The organism is Gottfriedia sp. NPDC057948, from assembly GCF_042887255.1.
GTDB lineage: Bacteria > Bacillota > Bacilli > Bacillales > Bacillaceae_G > Gottfriedia.
This window is the reverse complement of record NZ_JBHVPN010000028.1, coordinates 18,459-43,249: the sequence shown is the minus strand read 5'-3', so window position 1 is coordinate 43,249 and position 24,791 is coordinate 18,459. Positions and strand designations below refer to the sequence as shown.

28 protein-coding genes and 2 pseudogenes are annotated in these 24,791 nt (G+C 31.8%); 16 read left to right on the top strand and 14 right to left on the bottom strand.

The features are described 5' to 3' along the window. Nucleotides 1-793: 793 nt before the first annotated feature. Nucleotides 794-2,683: a S53 family peptidase gene (locus ACFVRR_RS23340; RefSeq protein ID WP_387333082.1), complete on the top strand. Its 1,890-nt coding sequence runs from the start codon at nt 794-796 to the stop codon at nt 2,681-2,683. 86 nt (nt 2,684-2,769) lie between these two features. Here the strand turns inward: ACFVRR_RS23340 and ACFVRR_RS23335 are convergent, their stop codons facing one another. Together ACFVRR_RS23335 and ACFVRR_RS23330 are read right to left on the bottom strand one after the other, a co-directional pair. Next, a complete protein-coding gene (locus ACFVRR_RS23335) occupies nt 2,770-3,075 on the bottom strand; it encodes an AzlD domain-containing protein (protein WP_387333080.1) in 306 nt (101 codons plus the stop codon). Beyond that, the gene (locus tag ACFVRR_RS23330; RefSeq protein WP_387333078.1) at nt 3,072-3,812 is read right to left on the bottom strand and encodes an AzlC family ABC transporter permease; all 741 of its coding nucleotides are present in this window, start codon (nt 3,810-3,812) and stop codon (nt 3,072-3,074) included. The genes ACFVRR_RS23335 and ACFVRR_RS23330 overlap by 4 nt, the downstream gene beginning before the upstream one ends. A 619-nt stretch (nt 3,813-4,431) precedes the next feature. Here ACFVRR_RS23330 and ACFVRR_RS23325 point away from each other — a divergent pair. Together ACFVRR_RS23325 and ACFVRR_RS23320 are read left to right on the top strand one after the other, a co-directional pair. Beyond that, nucleotides 4,432-5,139, top strand: coding sequence for a cytochrome c biogenesis CcdA family protein (locus tag ACFVRR_RS23325; protein WP_097977844.1), 708 nt, complete (start codon nt 4,432-4,434; stop codon nt 5,137-5,139). Between the two features lie 217 nt (nt 5,140-5,356). Further along, nucleotides 5,357-5,836 (top strand): CcdC family protein, encoded by a 480-nt coding sequence (locus tag ACFVRR_RS23320; protein WP_387333086.1) that lies wholly within the window; start codon nt 5,357-5,359, stop codon nt 5,834-5,836. Nucleotides 5,837-5,865: 29 nt separating this feature from the next. On the opposite strand, the gene ACFVRR_RS23315 is transcribed toward ACFVRR_RS23320, so the two are convergent. Next, nucleotides 5,866-6,297: a DUF2621 family protein gene (locus ACFVRR_RS23315; RefSeq protein WP_097977842.1), complete on the bottom strand. Its 432-nt coding sequence runs from the start codon at nt 6,295-6,297 to the stop codon at nt 5,866-5,868. 186 nt (nt 6,298-6,483) lie between these two features. Between ACFVRR_RS23315 and ACFVRR_RS23310 the strand changes: the two genes are divergently transcribed. Continuing rightward, nucleotides 6,484-6,954: a hypothetical protein gene (locus tag ACFVRR_RS23310; protein WP_387333076.1), complete on the top strand. Its 471-nt coding sequence runs from the start codon at nt 6,484-6,486 to the stop codon at nt 6,952-6,954. 227 nt (nt 6,955-7,181) lie between these two features. Further along, nucleotides 7,182-7,331: a hypothetical protein gene (locus tag ACFVRR_RS23305; RefSeq protein WP_091021567.1), complete on the top strand. Its 150-nt coding sequence runs from the start codon at nt 7,182-7,184 to the stop codon at nt 7,329-7,331. A gap of 166 nt (nt 7,332-7,497) precedes the next feature. On the opposite strand, the gene ACFVRR_RS23300 is transcribed toward ACFVRR_RS23305, so the two are convergent. Next, nucleotides 7,498-8,001 carry a hypothetical protein gene (locus ACFVRR_RS23300; RefSeq protein WP_387333074.1) on the bottom strand — a complete coding sequence of 168 codons (504 nt, stop codon included), beginning with the start codon at nt 7,999-8,001 and terminating at the stop codon, nt 7,498-7,500. A 618-nt stretch (nt 8,002-8,619) separates the two neighbouring features. Here ACFVRR_RS23300 and ACFVRR_RS23295 point away from each other — a divergent pair. Continuing rightward, a complete protein-coding gene (locus ACFVRR_RS23295; RefSeq protein ID WP_098565705.1) occupies nt 8,620-9,171 on the top strand; it encodes an NADPH-dependent FMN reductase in 552 nt (183 codons plus the stop codon). A gap of 392 nt (nt 9,172-9,563) precedes the next feature. After that, on the top strand, nt 9,564-10,268 hold the full coding sequence (locus ACFVRR_RS23290) for a DsbA family protein (RefSeq protein WP_387333072.1): 705 nt from the start codon (nt 9,564-9,566) through the stop codon (nt 10,266-10,268). A gap of 241 nt (nt 10,269-10,509) precedes the next feature. Here ACFVRR_RS23290 and ACFVRR_RS23285 read toward each other — a convergent pair whose 3' ends face one another. From ACFVRR_RS23285 to sspO, 3 genes are all read right to left on the bottom strand, one after another. Further along, nucleotides 10,510-10,668 carry a YfhD family protein gene (locus tag ACFVRR_RS23285; protein WP_387333070.1) on the bottom strand — a complete coding sequence of 53 codons (159 nt, stop codon included), beginning with the start codon at nt 10,666-10,668 and terminating at the stop codon, nt 10,510-10,512. A gap of 34 nt (nt 10,669-10,702) precedes the next feature. After that, nucleotides 10,703-10,837, bottom strand: coding sequence for a small acid-soluble spore protein P (locus ACFVRR_RS23280; protein WP_084006741.1), 135 nt, complete (start codon nt 10,835-10,837; stop codon nt 10,703-10,705). 666 nt (nt 10,838-11,503) lie between these two features. Further along, entirely contained in the window at nt 11,504-11,650 is a 147-nt protein-coding gene (sspO, locus tag ACFVRR_RS23275) for a small acid-soluble spore protein O (protein ID WP_248266113.1), read from the bottom strand. Nucleotides 11,651-12,037: 387 nt separating this feature from the next. Between sspO and ACFVRR_RS23270 the strand changes: the two are divergent. Together ACFVRR_RS23270 and ACFVRR_RS23265 are read left to right on the top strand one after the other, a co-directional pair. Beyond that, a pseudogene (locus ACFVRR_RS23270) lies at nt 12,038-12,427 on the top strand (M15 family metallopeptidase); the annotation flags it as partial. A gap of 39 nt (nt 12,428-12,466) precedes the next feature. After that, nucleotides 12,467-12,646 (top strand): peptidoglycan-binding domain-containing protein, encoded by a 180-nt coding sequence (locus ACFVRR_RS23265; RefSeq protein ID WP_387333084.1) that lies wholly within the window; start codon nt 12,467-12,469, stop codon nt 12,644-12,646. 932 nt (nt 12,647-13,578) lie between these two features. Here ACFVRR_RS23265 and ACFVRR_RS23260 read toward each other — a convergent pair. The 3 genes and pseudogenes from ACFVRR_RS23260 to ACFVRR_RS23250 form a co-directional block, all read right to left on the bottom strand. Next, the gene (locus ACFVRR_RS23260; protein ID WP_387333067.1) at nt 13,579-13,929 is read right to left on the bottom strand and encodes a hypothetical protein; all 351 of its coding nucleotides are present in this window, start codon (nt 13,927-13,929) and stop codon (nt 13,579-13,581) included. A 454-nt stretch (nt 13,930-14,383) separates the two neighbouring features. Further along, nucleotides 14,384-14,617 carry a hypothetical protein gene (locus tag ACFVRR_RS23255; protein ID WP_387333066.1) on the bottom strand — a complete coding sequence of 78 codons (234 nt, stop codon included), beginning with the start codon at nt 14,615-14,617 and terminating at the stop codon, nt 14,384-14,386. A gap of 107 nt (nt 14,618-14,724) precedes the next feature. Further along, nucleotides 14,725-14,925, bottom strand: a pseudogene (locus ACFVRR_RS23250) (FxLYD domain-containing protein); the annotation flags it as partial. Nucleotides 14,926-15,347: 422 nt separating this feature from the next. Here ACFVRR_RS23250 and acnA point away from each other — a divergent pair. From acnA to tlp, 5 genes are all read left to right on the top strand, one after another. Further along, entirely contained in the window at nt 15,348-18,074 is a 2,727-nt protein-coding gene (gene acnA, locus ACFVRR_RS23245; RefSeq protein ID WP_387333064.1) for an aconitate hydratase AcnA, read from the top strand. A 389-nt stretch (nt 18,075-18,463) separates the two neighbouring features. Beyond that, entirely contained in the window at nt 18,464-19,015 is a 552-nt protein-coding gene (locus tag ACFVRR_RS23240) for a TlpA family protein disulfide reductase (protein ID WP_098427423.1), read from the top strand. 72 nt (nt 19,016-19,087) lie between these two features. Next, a complete protein-coding gene (locus ACFVRR_RS23235; protein WP_082459651.1) occupies nt 19,088-19,225 on the top strand; it encodes an FbpB family small basic protein in 138 nt (45 codons plus the stop codon). A 329-nt stretch (nt 19,226-19,554) separates the two neighbouring features. Continuing rightward, complete coding sequence (locus tag ACFVRR_RS23230; RefSeq protein WP_056476763.1) at nt 19,555-19,695, top strand: acid-soluble spore protein N; 141 nt, start codon at nt 19,555-19,557, stop codon at nt 19,693-19,695. 42 nt (nt 19,696-19,737) lie between these two features. Beyond that, a complete protein-coding gene (tlp, locus tag ACFVRR_RS23225; protein WP_069032372.1) occupies nt 19,738-19,971 on the top strand; it encodes a small acid-soluble spore protein Tlp in 234 nt (77 codons plus the stop codon). A gap of 53 nt (nt 19,972-20,024) precedes the next feature. Here tlp and ACFVRR_RS23220 read toward each other — a convergent pair whose 3' ends face one another. From ACFVRR_RS23220 to ACFVRR_RS23210, 3 genes are all read right to left on the bottom strand, one after another. Beyond that, complete coding sequence (locus ACFVRR_RS23220) at nt 20,025-21,311, bottom strand: glycosyl hydrolase family 18 protein (protein WP_387333061.1); 1,287 nt, start codon at nt 21,309-21,311, stop codon at nt 20,025-20,027. Nucleotides 21,312-21,646: 335 nt separating this feature from the next. Next, the gene (locus tag ACFVRR_RS23215) at nt 21,647-22,540 is read right to left on the bottom strand and encodes a prohibitin family protein (RefSeq protein ID WP_387333059.1); all 894 of its coding nucleotides are present in this window, start codon (nt 22,538-22,540) and stop codon (nt 21,647-21,649) included. Next, complete coding sequence (locus ACFVRR_RS23210) at nt 22,521-22,682, bottom strand: hypothetical protein (protein ID WP_387333058.1); 162 nt, start codon at nt 22,680-22,682, stop codon at nt 22,521-22,523. Before ACFVRR_RS23210 ends, ACFVRR_RS23215 begins: the two co-directional genes overlap by 20 nt. Before the next feature lie 140 nt (nt 22,683-22,822). Here ACFVRR_RS23210 and ACFVRR_RS23205 point away from each other — a divergent pair, with 140 nt between their 5' ends. After that, on the top strand, nt 22,823-23,245 hold the full coding sequence (locus ACFVRR_RS23205; protein ID WP_097977818.1) for an acyl-CoA thioesterase: 423 nt from the start codon (nt 22,823-22,825) through the stop codon (nt 23,243-23,245). Nucleotides 23,246-23,338: 93 nt separating this feature from the next. Here ACFVRR_RS23205 and plsY read toward each other — a convergent pair whose 3' ends face one another. Further along, nucleotides 23,339-23,941: a glycerol-3-phosphate 1-O-acyltransferase PlsY gene (gene plsY / locus ACFVRR_RS23200; protein WP_069032376.1), complete on the bottom strand. Its 603-nt coding sequence runs from the start codon at nt 23,939-23,941 to the stop codon at nt 23,339-23,341. A gap of 175 nt (nt 23,942-24,116) precedes the next feature. Here plsY and ACFVRR_RS23195 point away from each other — a divergent pair, with 175 nt between their 5' ends. Next, entirely contained in the window at nt 24,117-24,791 is a 675-nt protein-coding gene (locus tag ACFVRR_RS23195; protein ID WP_069032377.1) for a response regulator transcription factor, read from the top strand.

The following is a 24,791-nucleotide window of genomic DNA, read 5'->3' as shown; positions in this document are numbered from 1 at the left end:
CCCCCTTGTAGTAATAATTTTCCTACAAAGGGGATTTTTTCTAAAATTATATGCTTAGATCTATTGACTAAGTTATTTTTCAACACTCTGAAAAAGCAGCTAGATTTTCTAGCTGCTTTTTTTATATAGAACTATATTCAGAAGGATATTAGTAAAAATTAATTCATTATTAATCTATTTATAAAGTGGAGGGTAAATTAAACGAATCTGAAGTTTACAGTTTTAAGTGTTAAATTATACTAGTAAATTCTACATTATATAAGTTATTAATTTGATAATAAAACTAGTTTATTTAAAAATAGTAGAATGGTAACGAAAACGAATAGGGGGAAATTCTAATAATAGTTCAAATATAGTATGTCTCGAAGATTAGGAAGGTAGGGCGAAATAAGATATTTTAGTGTTAAAGTACCGATTTTTACTGGAATTCGCTTACTATACTCATTGTTTATTATTTTATAATAATTAAAAATTTGTTAAACAGAATAATTGTAAGTAAAAACTTAATTAATTTTTTCTAATTAAGGTTCTTTATGTATTATTTGAAAAAGGAAAATATTACTAAAAATTTTACGGAATTTGTTGTAATTGTTCGGTAATTGGAGGTTTTTAGCGTTTTATATCGAATAATATTTCTTTTTTTAGACTATTTCGAGAATTATAATCGATATCAGAGAATAAATTTAGTATTTTTGAAATTTAATATGAAAATGAAGGGGTATTAAATTTATTATTCTGAAATATTAGTCTTATAATTTAGGAGTTTTACGTACACAACAAGGAGGAATATGCTTTGAAAAACTGGAAAAAACCATTAATGACTGTAGCAGCGGCAAGTTCTTTATTATTAGTTAATGCACCAACATTTAAAGTAGCCGCACAAGTAAATAAGGAAGTAGCTCAAGGTACTGGGGCTGCTGTTTTAGATGGAACAAATTATTTTGGAGACATGGATCCGAATACTACATTATCAATCGATTTTGTTTTGAAACTTCAAAACAAAGATGATTTAGAAAGATATATAAAGGAAACTGTTACACCATACTCTCCTCATTATCGAAAATATTTAAGTGTTGATGAATTCAAAGCTAAATATGCACCAAATCCAGCTTATATTCATTCTGTTAAGTCTTATTTGCAATCTTATGGTATTAAAACTGATGTTCATGCAAATAATTTAACGATTACAGCAACAGGAACTGTTGCTCAATTAAATAAAGCCTTAAGTGTCGATTTAAAATATGCTAGTTTTAAAGGTAAAAGCATTCATGCTACTAAAAAGAACCCAACTTTACCAAAAGTAATTTCAGATAATATTTTATGTATTTTAGGTTTAAATAATTATTCGAATTTAGAATCAAGAGCTGTTAAACAACCAGCAATAATAGATAAAAAGGATGTACCAACTGGTCCACTTAGTTTAAAACCGCAAGATTTACAAAGTCATTACAATGTTGATCCGCTTTATAAAAAGGGAGCAACTGGTGCTGGTCAAACAATCGGTATAGTAACTCTAGCGGAATTTAATACTGATGATGCATATAAATTCTGGGATAATATGGGGATTACAACTAAGCCTAATCGTATTTCAGTAAAAGATGTAGATGGCGGTTCTGGTTGGGATGGTTATGAAGAAACTACATTAGATATTCAACAAGCGGGTGCAATTGCTCCTGATGCAAATATTAATGTGTATGTAGGTCCTAACTCAGATACTGGATTTGTGGATGCGTTTTCGAATGCAATTAATGAGAATGTAGCAAAACAAATTTCAGTAAGTTGGGGATCAAGTGAACTAAGTATTGATTCATACGTACAGCAACAAATGGAAGCACCAGAATATGAAGACACATTTAATCAATTGTTTATGCAAGCAGCAGCACAAGGTATATCGATGTTTGCAGCAGCTGGTGATGCAGGTGCTTATGATGAAACTAGAGGTTCAGATAAAGTATTTAAACTTACAGCTGATTTCCCAGCAGCAAGTCCGTACATCACAGTAGCAGGTGGAACAACATTACCTTTCCAATTCCACTCTAATTCAACAGGTGTCGATGTCAAAGTTGGTGAAGAACGTGCTTGGGGTTGGGATTATCTACATGATTATTACAAAGCTAGAAAACTACCAGATGCTAAATTAGTTAATGGTGGTGGTGGTGGTTTCAGTACTTATTTTGAAACTCCAGATTATCAAAAAGGTGTAAGTGGGGTTAACAGTTTTACTGCAGTCGATGAGTTTACTATTTCACCAGATTTATCAAATGTCACATACAAACAACCTACTGTTATTTCAGGACAAGGTACAGGCCGTAACCTTCCAGATTTATCAATGGCTGCAGATCCATACACTGGCTATTACGTTTATTTAAGTGAACCAGGTAAACCAGGAACAAATTCCGGGTATGCTGTATTTGGTGGAACTAGTTTCGTATCACCTCAACTGAATGGATTATCGGCGTTAATTAATAGCGCAGATAACACTCAAGTTGGTTTCTGGAATCCACAAATTTACCGTTTTGCACAACAAAGTTCTTCGCCTTTCACACCATTAAATAAAACAGGCGCGCAAAACGATAATCTATTCTATTCTGGTACACCAGGTACGCTTTATAACCAAGCTACAGGACTTGGAATCCCGGATGTTGCAAAATTAGCCGATAATTTCAGTACTCCAGAAAAATAAATTTCAATAAGAAAAAGTCGCATATTATTGCGACTTTTTTGTAGTTATTTGATTGTTGAAACTAACCTATGAATATAGAAAAATAACTAAATTAAATAAAACTTCATCAATAAAACTGTTCCGATTGCTCCAAAAACAACGAAAATGATATGTAATCTAAGTAATGATAAGATAATTGCAACTAATCCACCAATCAGGCCGACGCTCATATTTCCTTTTTGAACACTCAATATTCCTGGGAAAATTAATGCACCCAATGCTGCATATGGAACACCTTTTAACCAGGAGGATACCCAGTTTGGAAATTGAATCCGATCAACAATAAATACCGGAATTATTCGGGGAATCATTGTCACTAAGCACATACCTAAAACAAGTAAAAAGACAATCATTCTTTGTGATCTCCTTTCATTAAACCAATTGCAAGTAAACTAGCAAGGATGGAAGACAAAATTAATGACCAGCCTTGACTTAAAAAAGTTGAAAGGATGAAATTTAAAAGCATGCTCACGAATACGATTAAACATGCTCTCCAATTTGTACGTATGGCTGGGGTTAACAACCCGATAAACATAGCGTATAAAGAAATTCCCATGCTTTCGCTAATTATCTTTGGAATAAGTTTTGAAAAAACTACTCCTAAAATAGTACCACTTATCCATGTACAATAAGCAATTGTGTGTAATGTAATCAAATAAATGGACGAATAACTCGCTGAGCTGCCTTTTTTACCTAAAGTAGTTACAGCAAAATTTTCATCAGTTAGTGTGATCGATAAGTAGACTCTATGCCAAAATGGTAGAGTTTTAAATTGATGATTAAATGATAGACTCATAACAAAGTTTCTAAAATTTAAAATAAATGTAGCGATATAGATTTGAAAAAAACTTACACCAGCCAAATACATCGATAAACCCATAAACTGACTAGCACCTGCATAAACTAGCACACTAAATGAAAGAGTATTTAGTACATCAATGTCAGCTTGCTTTGCAATTAATCCGAACGTAAAAGCAACAGGCAAATAGCCAATAATTAAAGGAACAGACGCTAAAAATCCTTCCTTCATTTCCTTACTACGATTCTCTTTAGGATCTGTAGTTTTTGATTGTTGCAAAACAGTAGACATATTAAGTTATAAACTCCCTTCAATTAAAGTAACCTTTAGTAAGAAAGAACAATAAAGTGTTCTAAAGTTGAGATGGCAGTTATATAAAATGTTTTCAGACACTCTATATATTTCCGTATTCATATTTGTTTGGAGAACGATTGGCCATCAAAGATTGTCATATGATTATACTATAAAATTAAGAAAATTTTTATAATACTAAAAATTTAATTTATTTAATAGTTGGGAGCATTAATGAGATTAAAGCATTTGTAGTTAAATTTAAATGGAGGAGTTTTTGGGAATATCATAAAAAATTTTGACTTATTCATGATATTTATAAATTATCGGTAATATTTTCCAGTAATAAATGATAAGGATTAATAATAATAAAATACTTGGCCATATTTTTTTAAACATGTTTCCACCTTTATAATAAATTAGTTTATTAAGAAGTGTGCCGAAATTTTAGTGAAAATATTCCAATTTAATCACTATTCTTCAATTTTTTGGTAATGAATAATTAGAGATTCTTAAAATATGTGTATGATGCGGTCTATTAACTACTTTTAATACTAAATAAAAAGCAATTCTGTTATAATATTATCTAGAATGTAAAGATGAGAAGGGATGTAAGTTAATGGGGGATTTAAATATTGGTATTGCATTTGGAGCGGGATTTCTCTCCTTTATTTCTCCATGTTGTCTACCGATTTATCCAGCGTTTTTATCGTATATTACAGGGGTATCTTTAAGTGATCTACAAAATGAAAAAAGAATACATAAAAGTAAAACTTTACTACATACTTTGTTCTTTTTACTAGGTTTTACAATCATTTTTATTGTTTTAGGTTTTAGCACTTCCATAGTTGGTTCTTTTTTTATGCGTTATCAAGATTTTATTCGTCAAGTTGGTGCGATTTTAATTGTATTTCTAGGATTAGTCGTAACGGGTATTTTTCAACCGAAGTTTTTAATGAATGATCGAAGGTTTCAATTTTCAAAACGTCCCTCAGGATTTCTAGGTTCTACTTTAATTGGATTAGCATTTGCTGCAGGTTGGACACCTTGTACTGGACCAATCTTAACTTCAGTATTTGCACTTGCAGTAAGTAACCCAGGTTCAAGTCTATTTTATATGTTAGCATATACACTCGGATTTTCTATTCCATTTTTTGTATTGTCGTTTTATTTAGGATCACTAGGTTGGATTAAAAAATATTCACATAAAATCGTCGTTTTTGGTGGATATATCATGATCATTATGGGAATCATGTTATATTTTGATTGGTTGACTAAAATAACAATTTATTTTACTAGATTTTTTGGTGGATTTACTGGGTTTTAAACATTATATTTCCATTGTAAAAAAATGCAGGATTTGAAGTTTTTGGATTTGCATCGATGTGGTAGAAGCAGTATTATATAATCAGTTTATATGATAAAAAAAGAGTGCTTTGTATTCACAAAAACTGTAGTAATCAGTTTTTAAAATAGTCAATGCATATAAGAATTGTTATTCTTTAAGATTGAGAAAAAAGGTAGTGAAAAAAATGAGTAAAGATATGAGTATAATTTTTAGCACAGTATTTGCAACCTGTATGGCTTTAGGAGTAATTTTCGTTAGACTAAAAGCTGCTAAAAAGCCGACAAACCTTAAAAAAATAATTTTACCTCCATTTTTTATGAGTAGTGGAGCTTTAATGTACTTAGTACCAGAGTTTAGATTGACAGGTTCTGAAATATTAGAAGCTGTTTGTATGGGAGTATTTTTTTCGTTATTTTTAATTAAAACATCTAAATTTGAGATTGTAGATAATGAAATTTATTTAAAAAGATCAAAAGCATTTGTCTTTATCCTACTTGGATTATTAGTAGTTCGAATCGTGATGAAGTTATATTTAAGTTCTTCAATCGATGTAGGCCAATTAAGTGGTATGTTCTTCTTATTAGCATTTTCAATGATTGTTCCTTGGCGATTAGCAATGTACAAATCATATCAAAAAATGAGAAGACAGCTTCCATCAAATACAATTATTACATGAAAAAACGTGTACCTAATCGGTACACGTTTTTATTTTGCAAGTAAATGCTTATAATCAGTAAAATCAATTTCCTTTTTCTTTAATGTTTTAACTAAAAATGCATGATCACGTTTAGGGGTTGCTTTAATATAACCTTCAATAATTAAACCTTGTGTAATTTGCGGAGCGTTAGCTATTAGAGCTAACTCACCAATTTTTCCTGCTATTTTATCTCGAGCTATATCTCTAAATAATGATGGAACAGGTTTTACTAATTCTTCAAGTAATTCTTTCTGTTCAGTTGACCATAAATGTCTTGTTTGTTGTAAATATTCTTCCTGCCAATCTAAAATCGATTTCCCATCCTCTTTAGGTAATCTTTTTAAAAACTTTCTGAACATAAAGTATCCGCCGATTGACATCATTCCTAACAAGAAAATTGTCCATAAGACAATCATAATTTGAGAAAAGAACGAAAACATATGTATCCTCCTTGTATTAGGTAAACATACCACTATTATAGTAAGAAAATATGACAAGTATCAAGCAAGTACATATGTTTTTTGTCAAAAAATGACCATTTATTTTTAAGTACTAGTTTCATTTTAAGTATTTGAATCATATAGTAGAAAAAATAAAGAAAAAAGTCGTAGAGGAGGCGAAAGAATGTGAAACAAACTAAATTCTCTTCTCACTTTACTTTTCTAAGTATTTTATTTTATTTGGCGGCCAGTTCAATATTCCTGGTCATCCTGTACAAGTTAATATCAATGCTTGTAGGAAACGGAAATGATTTAAAGACCTATCTACAAATCGCTGTAGTCGTAATTGTTTTAAGCATTACAGTTTTCCGCCTAATAAGAAGTGATATTGTATTAATCAAGGATGAAATTATTATTCATAAAGGCATTCTAACAGTTAAACTTAAGGTCAATGATATTACAGAAATAAAGCAACTAGTCGAAGTTTATGGAAAAAATAAAGAAATAATAACTTTATTAATTCATATTAACGAGTCAGTGCAACCAATTATTTTAACCCTCGAAAATCCTAAAGCTTTTATAAGAGAACTGTTAATTTTAAATTCCGACATTATATTTGATGAAGAATTGATTATTTTAGTTAATAAAAATAACTAATAAATGAAAGCCAAGTTTATTTAATTGTAGACTTGGCTTTTTGCATTTTTAGAATATTGATCAATGAAATAAATACCAATTGGTGATGAAATATTTTACTAAGTTTTTAATGTTTATAGTGATATATGCAAGATTAAGCGTTATAATAATGTTTTCTTCAGTAAAATAATGTATATTATATTTGTTGAATAGATTCTCTTTAAAGGATAGAAAAGTAGGTGAATAAAGTGGGAAAATATCAATTGGATACAAAAGGTCAGATGGCTGTGTCAAAGTTTCATGAAAAACAGACGCCTGCAAAATTTGATAAAAAGCAGCAACTTGAAAAAATGCGTGCGGAGTATTTGAAAAATAAGCAAAAACAAACAGATAAATAATATGAATGAAAACATAGGAAGACTAAAATCTCCCTATGTTTTTTTATTCGAAGTACTTTTTTAAATTATTCGTCATCAGATAGCCATTTGCCGACTAAATTTCAATGGAAGAATCAATAGACTAGCTGTTTGGGTACCTCAGTAAACTCCAATATAGATTTTTCTTTTAATTGTCGGTTTCTTTTTTTGTTGTCGCTGCTTTTCCGGCTTTGTACATAAAGGTAAGAAACAGAATGGTCATAACGCGTTCAATCCATGTCAATGAAAAGTCCACAAACAAAAAGGCAATGATTTCTACAATAAATGATACAAACGTAAATGAGATCGCGCCAACGAAAAATAATTTGTACCACTGGCGATACGATAAATGAATGTCCTTTTTTCGTGCAGCATACTTATAAACAAGTGAAAACAAGACTGGCATCATCAACGGAATGATTAGTACAATGAACGGGATGACAATCAGTAGAAATAGCTCAGCATGATCTCCGAATCCATTTTCTAATACCGTCCATAACGATGTCGTATCCGATGCTATATCGAAATTCATCAAGAGCTCAAATAACCCCGCACTTAACAAGAAGCTTGCCAGTAAATAGTAACCGATGATGCTTCGTTTTTTCGAATGAAGCACTTCATTGTACTTACTCGGCTGAAAGCTTGATAGCATGATTTTAAACATAATTCTCCTCCAATTTTCCAAATCATCTTTCATTATAAAGGGGAACAAGCTTTCACATGACTAGTAATTTTTAACATATTCTTAGGAAAAAAACCTCGAAAAGAGGCATACGTGTATGCCTTAGCCAACATTTCACTACAGTGAATGGAAGTTTAATATTTACTTCATGTAGAGCTGCAAATGTGGTTTTTTTATTTATAAAATAAGCAGAGAATTCATTTAAGATTTCGAATAAAAAGGAATATTTACTTATGATAGAGAAATCTTTAATTTATGGTAATATTAGCCAACGAAGATTATAAAAACAATGTGTATACATAATTGGTTCGAACTACATATAAGCCAAGCGATGAAGCGAACATCTACTTACACGAGAAATGAAAGGTCTTGTGGAAATACAACCTAACCCAAATCGTATGTCGTACTGAATGAAGAAGGAAGAGCATTATTTGACGAGATTTTTCCCAAACACGTTCCAACCATTTCTCAAAATTTATCATTTATCTCAAATGAAGAAAAAGATTAGCTAATTGATTTATATATGAGAATTGGAATTGGTTCATAAAAATTTGGAAAAATAAATAAGCTAAATAGGAGGAAAAAACAATGACAAATGAAAAATTAAATGTGGGTATTATTTTAGGTAGTACAAGACAGGGACGAGTTAGCCCCCAAGTGGGAGAATGGGTTAAAGGAATTGCCGACAAACGTGGAGATGCAAACTATGAAATTGTAGATATAGCTGATTATCAATTACCTTTTTTAGGAACTACTGATGGAACTGAACCAGGAATTGCAGCTTGGAACGAAAAACTTAACAGCTTGGATGGATTCGTATTTATCGCTCAAGAATATAATCACAGTATAACTGGAGCTTTAAAAAATGCACTTGATCTCGCTCGTGAAGCTTGGAATAACAAAGCAGCAGGTATCGTAAGTTATGGTTCAACTGGCGGTGCCCGTGCAGCTGAACATTTACGAGGAATAATGGGAGAGCTAATGATTGCAGATGTTCGTGTTCACCCTACACTGTCCTTATTTACCGATTTCGAAAACTATACTACCTTCAAACCAGCTGATTTACATCTTAATAATGTAAATGCAATGCTTGATCAAGTTATTGCTTGGAGTGGTGCATTAAAAACCTTGAGACAATAGTCATTGATAAGGGATTATGTTAAAAAATATCAGACGCTAAAAAAAGTGTCGGATATTCTCATTTAACACGATCCTGCCATATAGCAAAAAAGAGTTTGACTATTTGTTGTTCGACTAAATCATACGTTATGAAAGTTTAATTGAACAAATGGTAATTTTAAAATGTTAAAATAAGAGCATTTCTTTGTAATAAGAAATGCTCTTTATTTTTGTTTAAATTAAAAAGAGATTTCAATAATAAAAATACTTATATACTTTAGAAGATACTTTATGAATATGGATGATCTTTTATTAAGAATTATTTTCAATTACGAGGGTTATGAATAGTTAGGCTTATAGAGTTTATGTTACAATAATGTACAATACATAATTGTAGGGGGAATATAGCACTAATGAGTAAAAAGAAAAAATCTAATAGTAATCAAACATTTGCTATTTCTGTATTTGTTGGAATAGTTGTTTTAGTTGGAGCATTATTTTTAGTTTCTAAATTGCAAGATAAAAAAACTGAAGAAGTATATCCAACAATTGCTGGAGTAAATCAAGTAAAAGTTGATGGGTTTGACACAAAGGATCAACCAACATTTAACAATAAAGATGCAAAAGTGGAAGTTGTGGAATTTGGTGATTATAAATGTCCAATTTGTTCTCAATGGAATAAAGTAGTTTTTCCAGAACTAAAAGCGGATTATATTGATAATGGTTTAATCAATTTTTCATTTATTAACTATCCGTTTATTTCGAAGGATTCAAATTTAGCTGCACTTGCATCAGAAGTAGTTTATAAAACTCATAAAAATTCATTTTGGAAGTTTCAAGAGCAAATCTATTTAAAACAAGAAGATGAAACAACAACTTGGGCTACACCTGATAAATTAGCAAGCATTGCGAAATCTGTTATTCCCAATTTAGACGAAAAACAATTTAAAAAAGATTTATACAAAAATGATGCAATGAAACAAGTTGCTAACGATGTTGCAATTGCTAACCATTATGGTGTTAACGGAACACCTACAATTTTTGTAAATGGTAAAGCAGTGGACAACCCTAGCTTAGAATCAATTAAAGCAGCAATTGACGCTGAAATAAACAAATAATTAAAAAAGGTATGCGGAAGTATCCGTATACCTTTTTTTGTTGGACAATTTTAACTTGATTTTCAGACTGATTGCAAGCGCTTGTCTTTAGAGGTGCGAAGCCTGGTGAGGAGCGGAGTTACCCTCGACGGTAATGAGCACCGCGCAGGCAGGCGAAGCAACGAAGAAAGCGTGCGTTCGGCGGGCAGTCTGAAAGGTACGCGAAAAAATCGCATACCTTTATTTGTTTAGATAATACAAATTACATTTTTTTCTTTACACGTGCATCTGCTTGAGCTGAACGTTCTTGTGCCTCTATATCTTCATGATCTGCTAATTCCGCTGAATACTCGACATCAAGTCCGTCAGGCTTTACATTCTTATTAAAATTAGAATTGTAAGTACTTTTCTTATTCTTCAAATTAAACCCCTCCATTTTAACTAATTAATTTAAATTACATATCGTGGTGACTATGTTTTTTCTGTCTTGTATGATTTTGGTTCTTTACTTTATGAGAACCGCTTAGTGGTTTTGGTTGTCCACTTTCATGGTCAATTGGGCTATTTCTTTTTGACGATTTGTTTGTCATTCTTGTCACCTTCCTTTACAAATAGCTTTAGTTGTAAGCGAAAAAATATGCCAAAATGAAATATTTACTAATTTATAATTGAAAGCGTTTTAATCATTTTTTTCTAATAATTTTCAATAACCATTTTCCATATATATAAATAAATTAATGAAAGGGAGGTATTCTTATGATCTAATTCATCTAATATTAATTGTAAAAATTGAATGTTGAGAAAATTATTTTTCATAATAAAAAACGACAAACAACAATTAAATCTAAGAAATTAATAGAGTAAAAGTTAATTTTTTTAGTTTGTCTGACTCTTTTGATGTATGAAACAAGTAATTTGACCAATACTAGTAATAGTCAAAATGAAAGAGGAGACTGATACTGATTATGCAAATACTAACAGTTTGTCTTATATATTCGGGTGTGATCGTACTCTATCTTTTGTTCAAGAAAATTCAATATAATAAGAGACAAAAAAATGTGATTAATTTTTTCCTATACTATAATCGAAGAAAAAGTAATGTTAATAGAGATACGAAAAGAACAGGAGATATTATTTATTTAATGCCTCAATCGACGCTGAATAAAGGTATTTTAAGAAAGCGAAAAGATGATTTTGAGTAATAATTCAAAAACATAAAAATAGCAAGCAATTCATACAAATTGCTTGCTATTTTTTTATTGTCTTTTTTTTGTCTTTTTATTGTTTAACTTATAATCAGCTGAAAGTGGCTCTTGTGCAGTTTCTTCCTTAAAACCAGCAGCTTTCCCTTGCTCGATTGAAGCTGACATTCCGCTACCAGAAATATTTTTACGTCTAGACATGATTATTCCTCCTTATATAAGGGCATTTTCGCCAACACTTTTAATGAATTGGTTTGAAAACGGCCTTTTATAATCGATATTCTTTCCTATCTTTTTTTTAGTACCCTAAAAATTCAATGGTAAATAATGTGAGTGTCATTATTAAGTTGTTTAATCTCTGCACCTTAGGTATTTTTTATGTTTATAGTTGAGGGAATTGTCCAGGATTTAACATGGTTTCAAAAACTGGACTATTTATTCAAACGGTATTTCAACTTTGTGAATATATTGGCTTATATGTACGATTTAATGTTTATTTAGAAGTGTATGAAAGCAAGCGTTATTTACTGGGATAAGTCTTCCTAAGTAGGTTGGCTTTTTAAATTTATTTAAAAGGAGAAATCAGAAATGACAAATCCAACTTATCACGAAAGAAATTTATCAAATATAAATAAGCTAGCTCCAAATACAAAGCAAGCTGCTTTAAAATGGTACAATTATTGTATAAAAAATAATATCAATGTTTTAATTTACGAAACGACTCGAACAAGGGAACGTCAAGAAGTACTAGTTGATAATGGCAAGTCCCAAACTAGAAAGTCATATCATCTTGTAGGTCAAGCATTAGACTTTGTTCCAATAGTAAATGGTAAAGAAGCGTGGAACTCATACGATTCTGAACCATTTAAATCGGCTATTAATTATGCTAAATCCATTGGCTTCACATGGGGTGGGGACTGGAGTAGCTTTGTAGATGAGCCCCATTTACAATTTGAATACAAAGGATATGGTACTGATAAAGTATGGGAGTCTAAACCTCCTTCATATCCAGGAACGATCTTAAAATCAGGTTCAAAAGGAAATAGTATTAAATTAGTTCAAAAAGAATTAGGAATTACCGAAGACGGTATTTTCGGTCCAATTACGGATCGGGCAGTAAGGAATTTTCAAAAGAAAAAAGACCTGATCGTAGATGGAAAAGTTGGCCCAAAAACTTGGACAAAATTATTTGTCTAAGAAAAGGTAAAATCTTATTATTAAATTTAGTAAAGTAACATTTGAAAATTTAAATTGTAAAAATAAAACTTAGTTCAAACCCTGTATAAGTATTGTACAGGGTTTGTTTTAATATGCGACTAATCAATTCAAATTGGAATTACGTTACATATAGCTTATATACGAAAAAGGCAGTCTTTAACGAATGGAGTATAAAAAATAATGAAATTACCGACAAAGTTTTTTACTTTTTTAGGAGAGAATGAATAATAATTTTAATTTTCCATGTTGGATTTGCTATCGCAACATTGAAATTTATAGATAAACTTTATGTTGTAGGAACGATACATTGGTCCATATACTTTGCAATTGGATTAATAATCCCTATTTCACTATCGTTTTTCATTAAAAAGATCCCAATTTTAAACATATTACTAAATGGGAAAGGAAAGCCAGTCGTTACAGAAAATTCAATCAGTCAACTAAAGGCCTCATGATAAAAGTGAAAGCGCTAAAAAAATAATTTCGAATTAAAAGAAAAATGGTCAAAAACAATTTCAATTCAAATAAAACCCTGTGTCCTTTTCAGATACAGGGCAATTATTTTTTAGTCAGTTATATACTTTGCATCCCTTTCAATGCATTTGATTCACACGTTTTACAGTCTTATTCCTTTTAAAAAAAACTTAAAGTTCACAAATTTTTAAAAACTTAAGTTAATTATATTGATATAAACTTTGTTATAATTGGGTAAAAGATTATTATAGTAACTTTGATTTAAAAGGTCATAAGTAATACTTATGAAAAATGAGGGAAAAAAGCTTGTAATGCAAGCATTTCTTAAATGTATAATCACAATTAGTTCACATTTCGTGTGTTTTTAACACTAATAGCAGATTCCTTTAATTAACAAAATAAAAAAAGACTGCTTAAGCAGCCTTCGTGATTTCTATCTAGCTAATTGAAGGTTTAATTCTTTCCCGAAGTCCATTGTTAACTAATTTGGCTATATTTAAAAGAAGTGTTTTAACCTGAATAAAATCTTCAGCTTGTTCTAAATCAAAGAAGGCAACTATGTTGTTGTTGTTATCTTTAGCCATTTTCAATTTGTATTTGCGTTTACGGAAAATCCTTTCGACCATTGATCCACGAACTGCTGATATTCTATATATGTCGTTGGTGTAAACTGCTCCAGCATCAAATCCATTGTATGAAAAATTTGTATAGGTTTTAGTAGGTTTAGATATTACGATTTCTAAGTTTTTATTGATAATAAATTCTTTCAGTAGGTCAATTTTAGTCAAATTTAATTCCTCCTAGCCTGATGGCTTTTCTTAAATTTTGGATTATCAACCTCTGAAATATTAAAGGTTAGAGCCCTCAAAGTTAGCTCTCCTTTCTAATATAAAAACTGAACTCAACTAATCTTATCATACTAACCCATATTAATGCTAATTCACTATTTAAATATTTAGTCAATAATGAATTCGTTATTATTTTTTGTGGGAATAAAAAAGACATCTTTAGTGAACGGGTAGATGTCTTTTTACCAAGAGAATCCAAGAATAGTCTAGTATATTATATGTATAATTTATTAATCTGGAACCGAAAATGCCGAATCCTTCACAATTCCATTTTCAATCCTCAATGCGCACGTGCCTAACCGTCAAATGCAATCATTCCAAGCAAGTAAACGAAAGCAACAAAAAAGGACAACAGTTCAATAAAAAGAAAACCTTGTACCTTTATGGCTCAGGGTTATTTTTTCATTAATCGATTATATAATTCCAAATTCTCTTTACTTAAATTCTTTCTGTCGTTCTCATCCTCAAAAGCTTTGATAAATTCTCTTTTTTGTTTGTTGTGAAAGGTTTTAACCTCAAAATAATGATCTTGACAGTAGTATTTTGTTCTACCTTTTACATCCCAACTATATATCGGAGCAACATCTGTTTCTTTTAGGCAAAATAAACATATCCCTTTTTTAATCATATAATCACCTGAAAATATTATAACATCTTTTTCTTTTGTGAAGAGGGAACATGGCCAACACCTCATAGGAATTACACATAAGAAATAACCCCTAAAGGAATAGGAGGTTAATCTAGAGCACTATTAGTTAAAGTATTTACATCAAAATGATCTGTGCCATCTTGATATAAATGTACAGTCATTTTAAAAGTCTGACCTGCTTTTACATCCGTAATATTAGTCATATTGGTGTCTAGTTTTGTACCTTTTTTATATACATTTAAATCTAATTCAATATAATCAAAATCAATTTTACTTTTATTTGTAAAAGTGTAGGTTACATCGAATGAATATTCATCTTTTTTAACAACTGGTTTAGGAGGTTGTAAAACCGCCGTATACGGAGCCGTACGTACGGTGGTGTGAGAGGTGGGGAGTTAGTCACTCCCTCCTACTCGATTCACATTTCTTACAGTCTCACACCTAGAAAAATCACATAATGCTCACAAAATGCTCACGAACTCCAAAAAACTTAAACGAATTATATTGATTTAAATGTTATTATAATTGGGTAAAGTATTATTAAATGACCTATTTGATTTAAAAGGTCATAAGTAATACTTATTACAAATGATAAGTTACTTCTTATTTACTTATGATATACATTGTAATAATATATTATTGTAAGGTATTGAAAAGTTTGGATATAAAATATATTCAGACATTTTTTGCTTAATAGGGGGAAGAAAACATGGGGAAAAATGACGTTTTCCAATCACGTTCGACATTTACTGCGAACGATAAAACTTATCATTATTATCGCTTAAAAGCAATTGAGGAAGCTGGAGTAGCTAAAATCGGTAAATTACCTTATTCGATTAAAGTGTTACTAGAATCAGTTCTTCGTCAAGTAGATGGAAGAGTAATTACAAAAGATCATGTTGAAAATTTAGCAAAATGGGGAACAAGCGAGCTACAAGATGTAGATGTTCCGTTTAAACCTTCTCGTGTTATTTTACAAGACTTCACAGGTGTTCCAGCGGTAGTTGACTTAGCTTCATTACGTAAGGCAATGGCAGATATGGGTGGAGACCCAGAAGTAATTAATCCAGAAATTCCAGTAGATCTAGTAATTGACCACTCTGTAATGGTTGATAAAGCTGGTTCAGTGGATGCATTAGATTTCAATATGGATTTAGAATTTTCTCGTAACGAAGAGCGTTACCAATTCTTAAGCTGGGCTCAAAAAGCATTTAATAACTATCGTGCAGTTCCACCAGCAACTGGTATCGTACACCAAGTTAACTTAGAATACTTAGCAAATGTAGTACATGCAATTGCAAATGAAGATGGTGAAGTTGTTGCATTCCCTGATACATTAGTAGGTACTGACTCACATACTACTATGATTAATGGTATTGGTGTATTAGGTTGGGGTGTAGGTGGTATTGAAGCTGAAGCAGGAATGCTTGGTCAACCATCATATTTCCCAGTTCCAGAAGTTATCGGTGTTAAATTAGTCGGTGCTTTACCAAGTGGAACAACTGCAACTGATGTTGCGTTAAAAGTTACTGAAGTTTTACGTAAAAAAGGTGTAGTAAATAAATTTGTTGAGTTCTTTGGACCAGGTTTACAAAGCATGCCTTTAGCAGACCGTGCTACAATTGCAAACATGGCTCCTGAATACGGTGCAACATGTGGATTCTTCCCAGTTGATGCTGAGGCACTTAACTACTTACGTTTAACAGGTCGTTCTGAAGAGCAAATTCAATTAGTTGAAGCATACTGCAGAGCTAATGATTTATTCTATACAACTGACTTAGAAGATCCTACATTTACTGATTTAGTAGAAATCAATCTTTCAGAAATTGAATCAAATCTTTCTGGTCCAAAACGTCCACAAGATTTAATTCCATTATCTGAAATGAAAAAAGCATTCCAAGCAGCAGTTTCTGCTCCAATGGGTAATGCAGGATTCGGTTTAACTGATGAAGCATTAAATAAAGAGGTAAACGTTAAATTTGAAAACGGTACTGAAACAATTTTTAAAACTGGTGCAGTAGCAATCGCAGCAATCACAAGTTGTACAAATACTTCAAACCCATACGTTATGTTAGGTGCTGGTTTAGTAGCTAAAAAAGCTGTTGAAAAAGGTTTAACAGTACCTGCTTATGTAAAAACTTCATTAGCTCCGGGATCTAAAGTAGTTAGTGGATATTTACAAGAAGCTGGCTTAATTCCTTTCTTAAATCAATTAGGATTTAACATCGTTGGTTATGGATGTACTACATGTATCGGTAACTCAGGTCCATTAGCTCCTGAAATGGAAGCAGCTATTGCTGATAATGATATGTTAGTAACATCTGTACTTTCTGGTAACCGTAACTTTGAAGGACGTATTCATCCTCAAGTTAAAGGTAACTACTTAGCATCACCACCATTAGTAGTTGCTTACGCGTTAGCAGGTAATGTAAATATCGACTTCTCTGTTGAACCAATCGGTCAAGATAAAGATGGAAACGATGTTTTCTTAAAAGATATTTGGCCAACATCTGCAGAAGTTCAAGAAGTAGTTGCATCTACAGTTACTCCTGAATTATTCAAAAAAGAATACGAAAGAGTATTTGAAGATAACAAACGTTGGAACGAAATTCAAACAACTGATGATTCTTTATACAAATGGGATAGCGAATCAACTTATATCGCAAATCCTCCATTCTTTGAAGGATTATCAAAAGAGCCAGGCATAGTTAAACCATTAGCTGGTTTAAAAATCGTTGGTAAATTCGGTGATTCAGTAACAACTGACCACATCTCACCAGCTGGTTCAATTGGTAAAACAACTCCTGCAGGACTTTACTTACAAAGTAAAGGTGTTAAACCTGTAGACTTTAACTCATACGGCTCTCGTCGTGGTAACCACGATGTAATGATGCGTGGTACATTTGCTAATATCCGTATCCGTAACCAAATCGCTCCAGGTACAGAAGGTGGATATACTACTTACTGGCCAACTGGCGAAGTAATGTCAATTTATGATGCAGCAATGCGTTATAAAGAAGATGGTACTGGATTAATGATCTTAGCTGGAAATGACTACGGTATGGGAAGTTCTCGTGACTGGGCTGCTAAAGGAACAAATCTTTTAGGGATCAAAACAGTTCTTGCTGAAAGCTTCGAGCGTATTCACAGAAGTAACCTAGTATTAATGGGTGTTTTACCACTTCAATTTAAAGATGGCGAAAATGCTGAAACATTTGGATTAACAGGTAAAGAAATATTTGCTGTTAATGTAGATGAGAATGTTAAACCACGTGATCTTGTAAAAGTTACTGCAACAAAAGAAGACGGCACAACTGCTGAATTTGAAGTAGTTGCTCGTTTCGACAGTGAAGTTGAAATCGACTACTACCGTCATGGTGGTATCTTACAAATGGTATTACGTGACAAATTAAATAACTCTAAAGTAACTCATTAATTTATATGGAAAGCACGGTCTTTATTGGACCGTGTTTTTTTTTGATTTTGGGTAGGTGACATTGCGATTAAAACTGTTGAATCGCAATTAAAAATCAGGAATCGCAAATAAAAACCAGGAATCACAATTAATACCCGAATTACAGTAATTAATCGGACAGAAACGATCAGCCATACACCCAAATGTACTAAATGGATAAAAAATTTACGAATTAATGAGGCATTCTTGTAAAAAATATTAAAAAAGTGGATCTACATTAAGATAATTTGAATGGAAAATAGTATGTAAAAGATATTCCAAAAAGATATTGTTTAAGAACAATGCGAGCTTGTTCCACTTTTGTATTTATTATGGTTAAATAGAGATAGTTCATTAAAAGGGTGATTTGTATGAAAAAAGTAATTCCTTTGCTGATTCTATTAGTAGCGCTAGGATATTCAATTTTTCAATTATATGAGAAAAAAGAAGAAGAGAAAAAAGTCAGTAACAATAATGATGCTTATATTGCTTCAATTCAAAAATTAGGTGTTCAAGTTGGACAGCAGGCACCTGATATACAATTGATGACTTTAGATGAAAAGAAGGTTAATTTGTCTTCGTTTAAAGGTAAAAAAGTAATCTTAAACTTTTGGGCTACTTGGTGTCCTCCATGTCAAGACGAGATACCAGCATTAGAGAAATTCCATCAAGAGCATAAGGATATTGAAATGATCGGTGTTGCGGATTATATTGGCGAGAAAAAGGATTTAAATTTTATCAAGAACTTTGTTAATAAAAATAGTATGAATTATCGAATTTTAATTGATGAAAACGGTGATAATTTTCGTAAATATGGTGTGATTTCAATACCAACTACATACTTTATTAATCCGAATGGAGAAGTAGTTTTTAAGCAAATTGGACCATTAACTGAAAAACAATTAAATGCATTTTTAAAATAAGAAAAAATTTACTAAAATGTAAGAAAACTCTTTTTTTTGGCAATACTATCATAAAAAGAAGAGGTGATTGTTTTGAGAAAGAAAAGACATAAATCGTTTCAAGAATTAATTCTTGAAAATAAAAATTCTCTATTAAATGATGAAGAAGCTTTGAATAAAATATATGATCGACTAGAAGAACGTTTAGAAAGAAAAGCTAAAGCGGAGTAAATTAGTCAGTTTCGAAAATTGAATTTGTTTATACAAGAGAAGGAGTTATTTCCTTCTTTCAGACTGCCCGCCAAACGCTCGCTTTCTTCGTTGCTTCGCCTGTCTGCGGTGCTCATTACCGACTAGGGTAACTCCGCTCCTCACCAGGCTTCGCGCCTCGAAAGACAAACGCTTGCAATCAGTCTGAAAATCAAGTTTTTAGAACTTTGTCTACACGCTGAGAGAAGGAATTATTTCCTTCTTTTTTTGTTGTCAAAATTGGTCATTTTTTAATTTCCTTTTACATATTTACAGCAACAATACTCATACTATCGCTAGGGGGCGATAAAATGGGAAATCCAAAAAAACATCCTAAAGATTTTGTACCAAATCATATAGGTACTCAAAACAAAGCAGCTGGTGGGAATAAAGGTAAACAAATGCAGTATAAAGATCCTACTGGCAAACAACCAATTGTAGATAACGGGTAAAATCCACAACAAAAAAACAAATTTTAAAATGGAGTGATTTTGATGGAATATACAAATACACCGAAGCCAGATGATCGTAGTGATAATGCAAGAAAAATTCAAGATAATATAAACAATACGAGGGAAAATATTAACGAAGCAGAAGCTTCAATGAAATTCGGAAATGAACAAGATCGTCAAAATGCATTAGCTAAAAATCAACGTCGCGAGGAAGCTATAGCAGCATTAGAAAGTGAACTAAAAGACGAACAAGCATTTAATAATACGAATGACTAATTAAAAAATAAGCTAGGTATTTTGAGTTAGCCTCATAAATACCTAGCTTTTCTTTATGCTCTTTTAACTACATTAAAATTAGCTTCAAGAAGTTCCCAATTTTGAATAAAAGGTAATCCTAATTTCCAATACGATATCCCTCGTATATTCTCTTCTTTTATTAAGTTAAACTTGGCTTGAATTGATCTTGCATCTTCGAACCAAACTTCATGTTTTTGACCATTTGATTCTGTATATCGGAAATGAGGTGCTTTTGCTTTGTTATCAAAAAGGATTTCGTTTGTCATTTGAATTGCTAAATTTGTAGCAGCTTCTGCACTTAATGCTTTAGCCATCGTACCTTGTTTAAATGGAACTTTCCAGTCAAATCCATATAAATTTTGACCCATTACAATTTTTGGTACAGGAATGACGGTCTTTGCATAGTTGATTACTTTACGAACTTGATCAATCGGTGATACGGCCATAGGAGGACCGCCTTGCCAGCCCCAATCATATGTCATGATTACAACGAAGTCGACAACTTTACCTATGTTAGCATAGTCATGAGCTTCGTAAAATCTACCTTTTTGGTGTGAACTTGTTTTTGGGATTAAAGTAGCACTCAAAATGAATCCTTGAGGCAGCCTTGATTTTACTTTATTTAAAAAATTAATATAAGCTACACGAGCAGTTGAAGCAACGTCTTCAAAGTCTATATTTACTTCTCTAAATCCGTATTTATTAGCAGTACTAATAATGGTATTTATCAGTTTATCTTGAACTGCTGGACTTTGTAATATATCGGTTGCTAGAGATGTTGAAAACTGTCCATTTTCTAGATTAGAGACAACCATCATATAAATACAGCGATTATCCTTTGCGATTTGAGGAATGTTTCCAAGCGGCGGTTCTGATAGTGTACCGTCTCTTTTTGCATCAAAGCTAAAATGAGCTAAATAAGTTAAAAACTTACTTTCTGTTCGAGCCGATTCTTCAAGTGCTGGCCTAATTGGGTTTGAAGTAGGTTGTAAATAGCCAATTGATTCGATATTTCTTTTTTTCCGTGGTGGAAGATGTAGCTTTTGGCCGACATTTAATGAAGAATATGGACTAATTCCACTTAAAGTTGCGATTTGACTTGATGTTACACCATACGTTAAAGCTAAATCATATAAGTTATCACCGGGTTGAACAAAATATTCGTTTCCTGTAGTTGGTACAACAAGCGATTGACCTTTTATTATTTTATAAGGAGCTACAAGAGCATTTGAATTAATGAGTGCTTGGCGTTCAACTCCATAAAAATCTGCAATACTCATTACTGTTTCTCCACTTTTTACAACATGAATTTGCATCAAGTTTATCTCCTTCCATTAAACGTAGATATTCGTCTCTATTAAATATATGCCAAAGAGTTTGGATTAGAAGAGAATAGGTGGAAAAGCAAATTGAAATTGATTTTGAACATAAAAAACCTAGCCAAAAGCTAGGTTTTGACTGCTCGCCAAACGCTCGCATTCTTCGGTGCTTCGCCTGCTGAGCGGTGCTCAATACCGTCGAAGGTAACTCCGCTCCTCATCAGGCTTCGCGCCTCTGAAGACAAGCGCTTGCAATCAGTCTGAAAATCATGTTTTAAGGATTTTCGTATACGCAATTAAACCTAGCTAAAAGCTAGGTTTTTTAGGAGAACAATTTATTTTTTTGATTCTTTATCGCTATTTGGATCAAGCGGGAATTGAATGATGTTTGAGTTACTGCCTGATACTGTTGGGAGTTTTCCATCCCATTTCTCTGCTTTTTTGTATTCAATTAATTTATTGGTTAACGTTTGTTGAATTACTTGGTTCGCTTTTGCTTGGCCTTGTGCTCGGATTAGTTGTGAATCAGCATCAGCCTTGGCTTCTACTTTTTTCTTTTCTGCTTCAATTTTAGCTGTTTCTAGTTCAATTTTTTTACGGTCATTTTCTTGGGCAGCTTGAACACGTGCATCAATTGCATCCTGCGTTTTTGCATCTGGTTTTGGCGTTCCTAGTGTTAAATTTTCAACAAAGAAACCAAGTACTTTTACATCGTCTTTATATAATGTTTCAATGTCAGCTGAGGCATTACTTGATTTCTCACCGTATAATTGTAAAACTGTGTATTTTGATACGGCAATTCGAGCTGCATCTTGTAAACGTTTCTTTAAATAGGTTTCCTCAATTTCTTCAATCGACACAGGTCCAAACTCGTTAAACATGGATACTACTTTAGAAGGATCAATTTTATATGTATATGATATATCCATTTCAATTCTTTTACCGTCTGAAGTAGCTAATGCAACGTCTTTATATTCTACAGTACGAAGACGGACAGGATATTCGGTAACTTTATCGAATAATCCAACAAAATTCCAACCTTGTGATAATGTATTTTTCTGTATACCTCCATTTGGTGAATAGACAACTCCTACATAACCAGGTGTTATTTTTTCAATAAATAATACTGGAATTGTTGCGATTAAGATTAGTGCAATACCCGCGATAATCCCGCCAATTAGTTTACGATTAAAAAACGAATTCTTTTTTTCATTTGGACGAATTAGCATTATTTTTGTCCTCCTTATCCTTTAAAATATTTTTTACTTTAGCTGATTTCTCACCAATTTTTTCAAATGTTGGAGAAAGAAGAAGCCATACTCCGAATAAAAAAAGAAGGATGATTAAGATTGAGCCCACTAGAACCTTCAAGAAGATCGACCTCCTAATTTCTAATGTTAGAAAATCATTAGATTATTATAAGAAAATTATAACATTTAGGATAAGTTAAAAAATAGAACAATTATTAATTTTTTGGTAAAGTATTCTGTAGAAGAATAAGAGGTGACTTTATGTTTATTTCAGAAAAATTAGTTGAAGTAAGATATGCAGAAACAGATGCAATGGGTGTTGTGTACCATGCAAATTATTTAGTGTGGTTTGAAATTGGACGTACTCAATTAATAAAAGATTTGGGCTTTAATTATGCAGAAATGGAATCACAAGGTGTCATTTCTCCAGTGATCGATTTGAATGTTTCATACAAGAAAAGTCTACGATATGGACAAACAGCTAAAGTAAAAACAAAAATAAAAACACTTACACCACTAAAAGTGATTTATGAATATGAAATAATGAATGAAGAAGGCGATATTTGTTGCATAGGAAATTCAACACATGTCCTTGTTCATAAAGATACATTTAGACCGATTAAATTTAAGAAAATGTTCCCTGACTGGTATGAAGCATATGAGAAGGCGATGGGGCAAGATTAAAGGGATCGAAGAAGCAAAAAAAGCATGAATAAATAAAAGATTAGAGAGGGAAGACATTAATCTTCAATCTCTAATCTTTAGCTAATCTTACTTTTAAAATTTTACTTTTGGTTCTGTTTTGTCTTTAATTCTTTTTATATTTGGACGATGTTTATATACGACAAAGATTGTAAGTACGATCAAAATATAAGTTATTATGTACCCATTGTCTTTAATTAGTCCAGTGTATTCCATTATAAAAGCTAAAATTGTACCTAAAAAAGCTGTTAACATTGACGAAAGTGAAACGTATTTTGTTGTTTTTAAACTAATTGCGAAGATAATAATTAAGCAGACAAAAAGTAGTGGCGATGCATATAATAAGATCCCTGCAGAGGTTGCTACCGCTTTACCACCTCTAAAACCAGCAAATATTGGATACATATGACCAATAACAGCAACTAGACCGATAATTAAAGGGTGAATCCCATGATAATGGAATAATACAGGTAATGAAGCTGCTAGTGTTCCTTTTAAAATATCTCCAAGTGTTACTATAATACCTGCTTTTTTACCTAATGTGCGGAATGTATTTGTCGCACCAAGATTTCCACTACCGTGTTGACGGATATCTACTCCGTAAAATATTTTTCCAACTACTAAACCGAATGGTACAGATCCGATTAAATAGGCTAGTACAATAATGACCAAACTCATTTTCTAGCTCCTTTTCAAACAATAATAAATTAGTGCAGTATCATATAATTTTATCACAATTTTAAGCGAATATATAGATAGTTGCTTTAGAATATTAATTCAAATGAGGAAACAAAGGACATTTTATTTTAGGTAAAAGTTCTTATATCTATCAATTTTAATGAAAGGAAAAAATATGAACCCGACAGTTTTAATTATTGAAGATGAAAAAAGATTAAGAGAAATCGTAAAAGAGTATTTTGAAAACGATCAATTTACAGTAATCGAAGCAGAAGACGGAGAACAAGGCATAAAGAAATTTAACGAAAATCAAGTAGATTTAATTATTCTAGATTTAATGCTACCGAAATTAGATGGATGGGAAGTTTGTAAGCTAATTAGAGAGCAATCGAGTATACCAATCATTATGACTACTGCTCGTTCAGAAGAAGAAGATCAATTACTTGGTTTTGATATTGGAACAGATGAATATGTGACAAAGCCATTTAGTCCTAAAATTCTAGTAGCAAAAGCAAAAAGTGTACTTAGAAGAACGGCTGATTTAAAAGAAGACGATAAAGAATCGAAAACGATTTGTGGAATTACAATCAATACCTCGTCAAGGACAGCTTCAATAAATAATGAATTATTACAACTTACGAACAAAGAGTTCGAATTATTATGTTATTTAATTGATAATAAAGGCATCGTATTAACAAGAGATCAATTATTAAATAATATTTGGGGCTTTGATTATTTTGGAGATGGTAGAACAGTTGATACACATATAAAAAAACTTAGACATAAATTGGGAGACAAAGCAAAGCATATAGCAACAGTTATAAGAGTAGGCTATAAGTTTGAGGAGTAG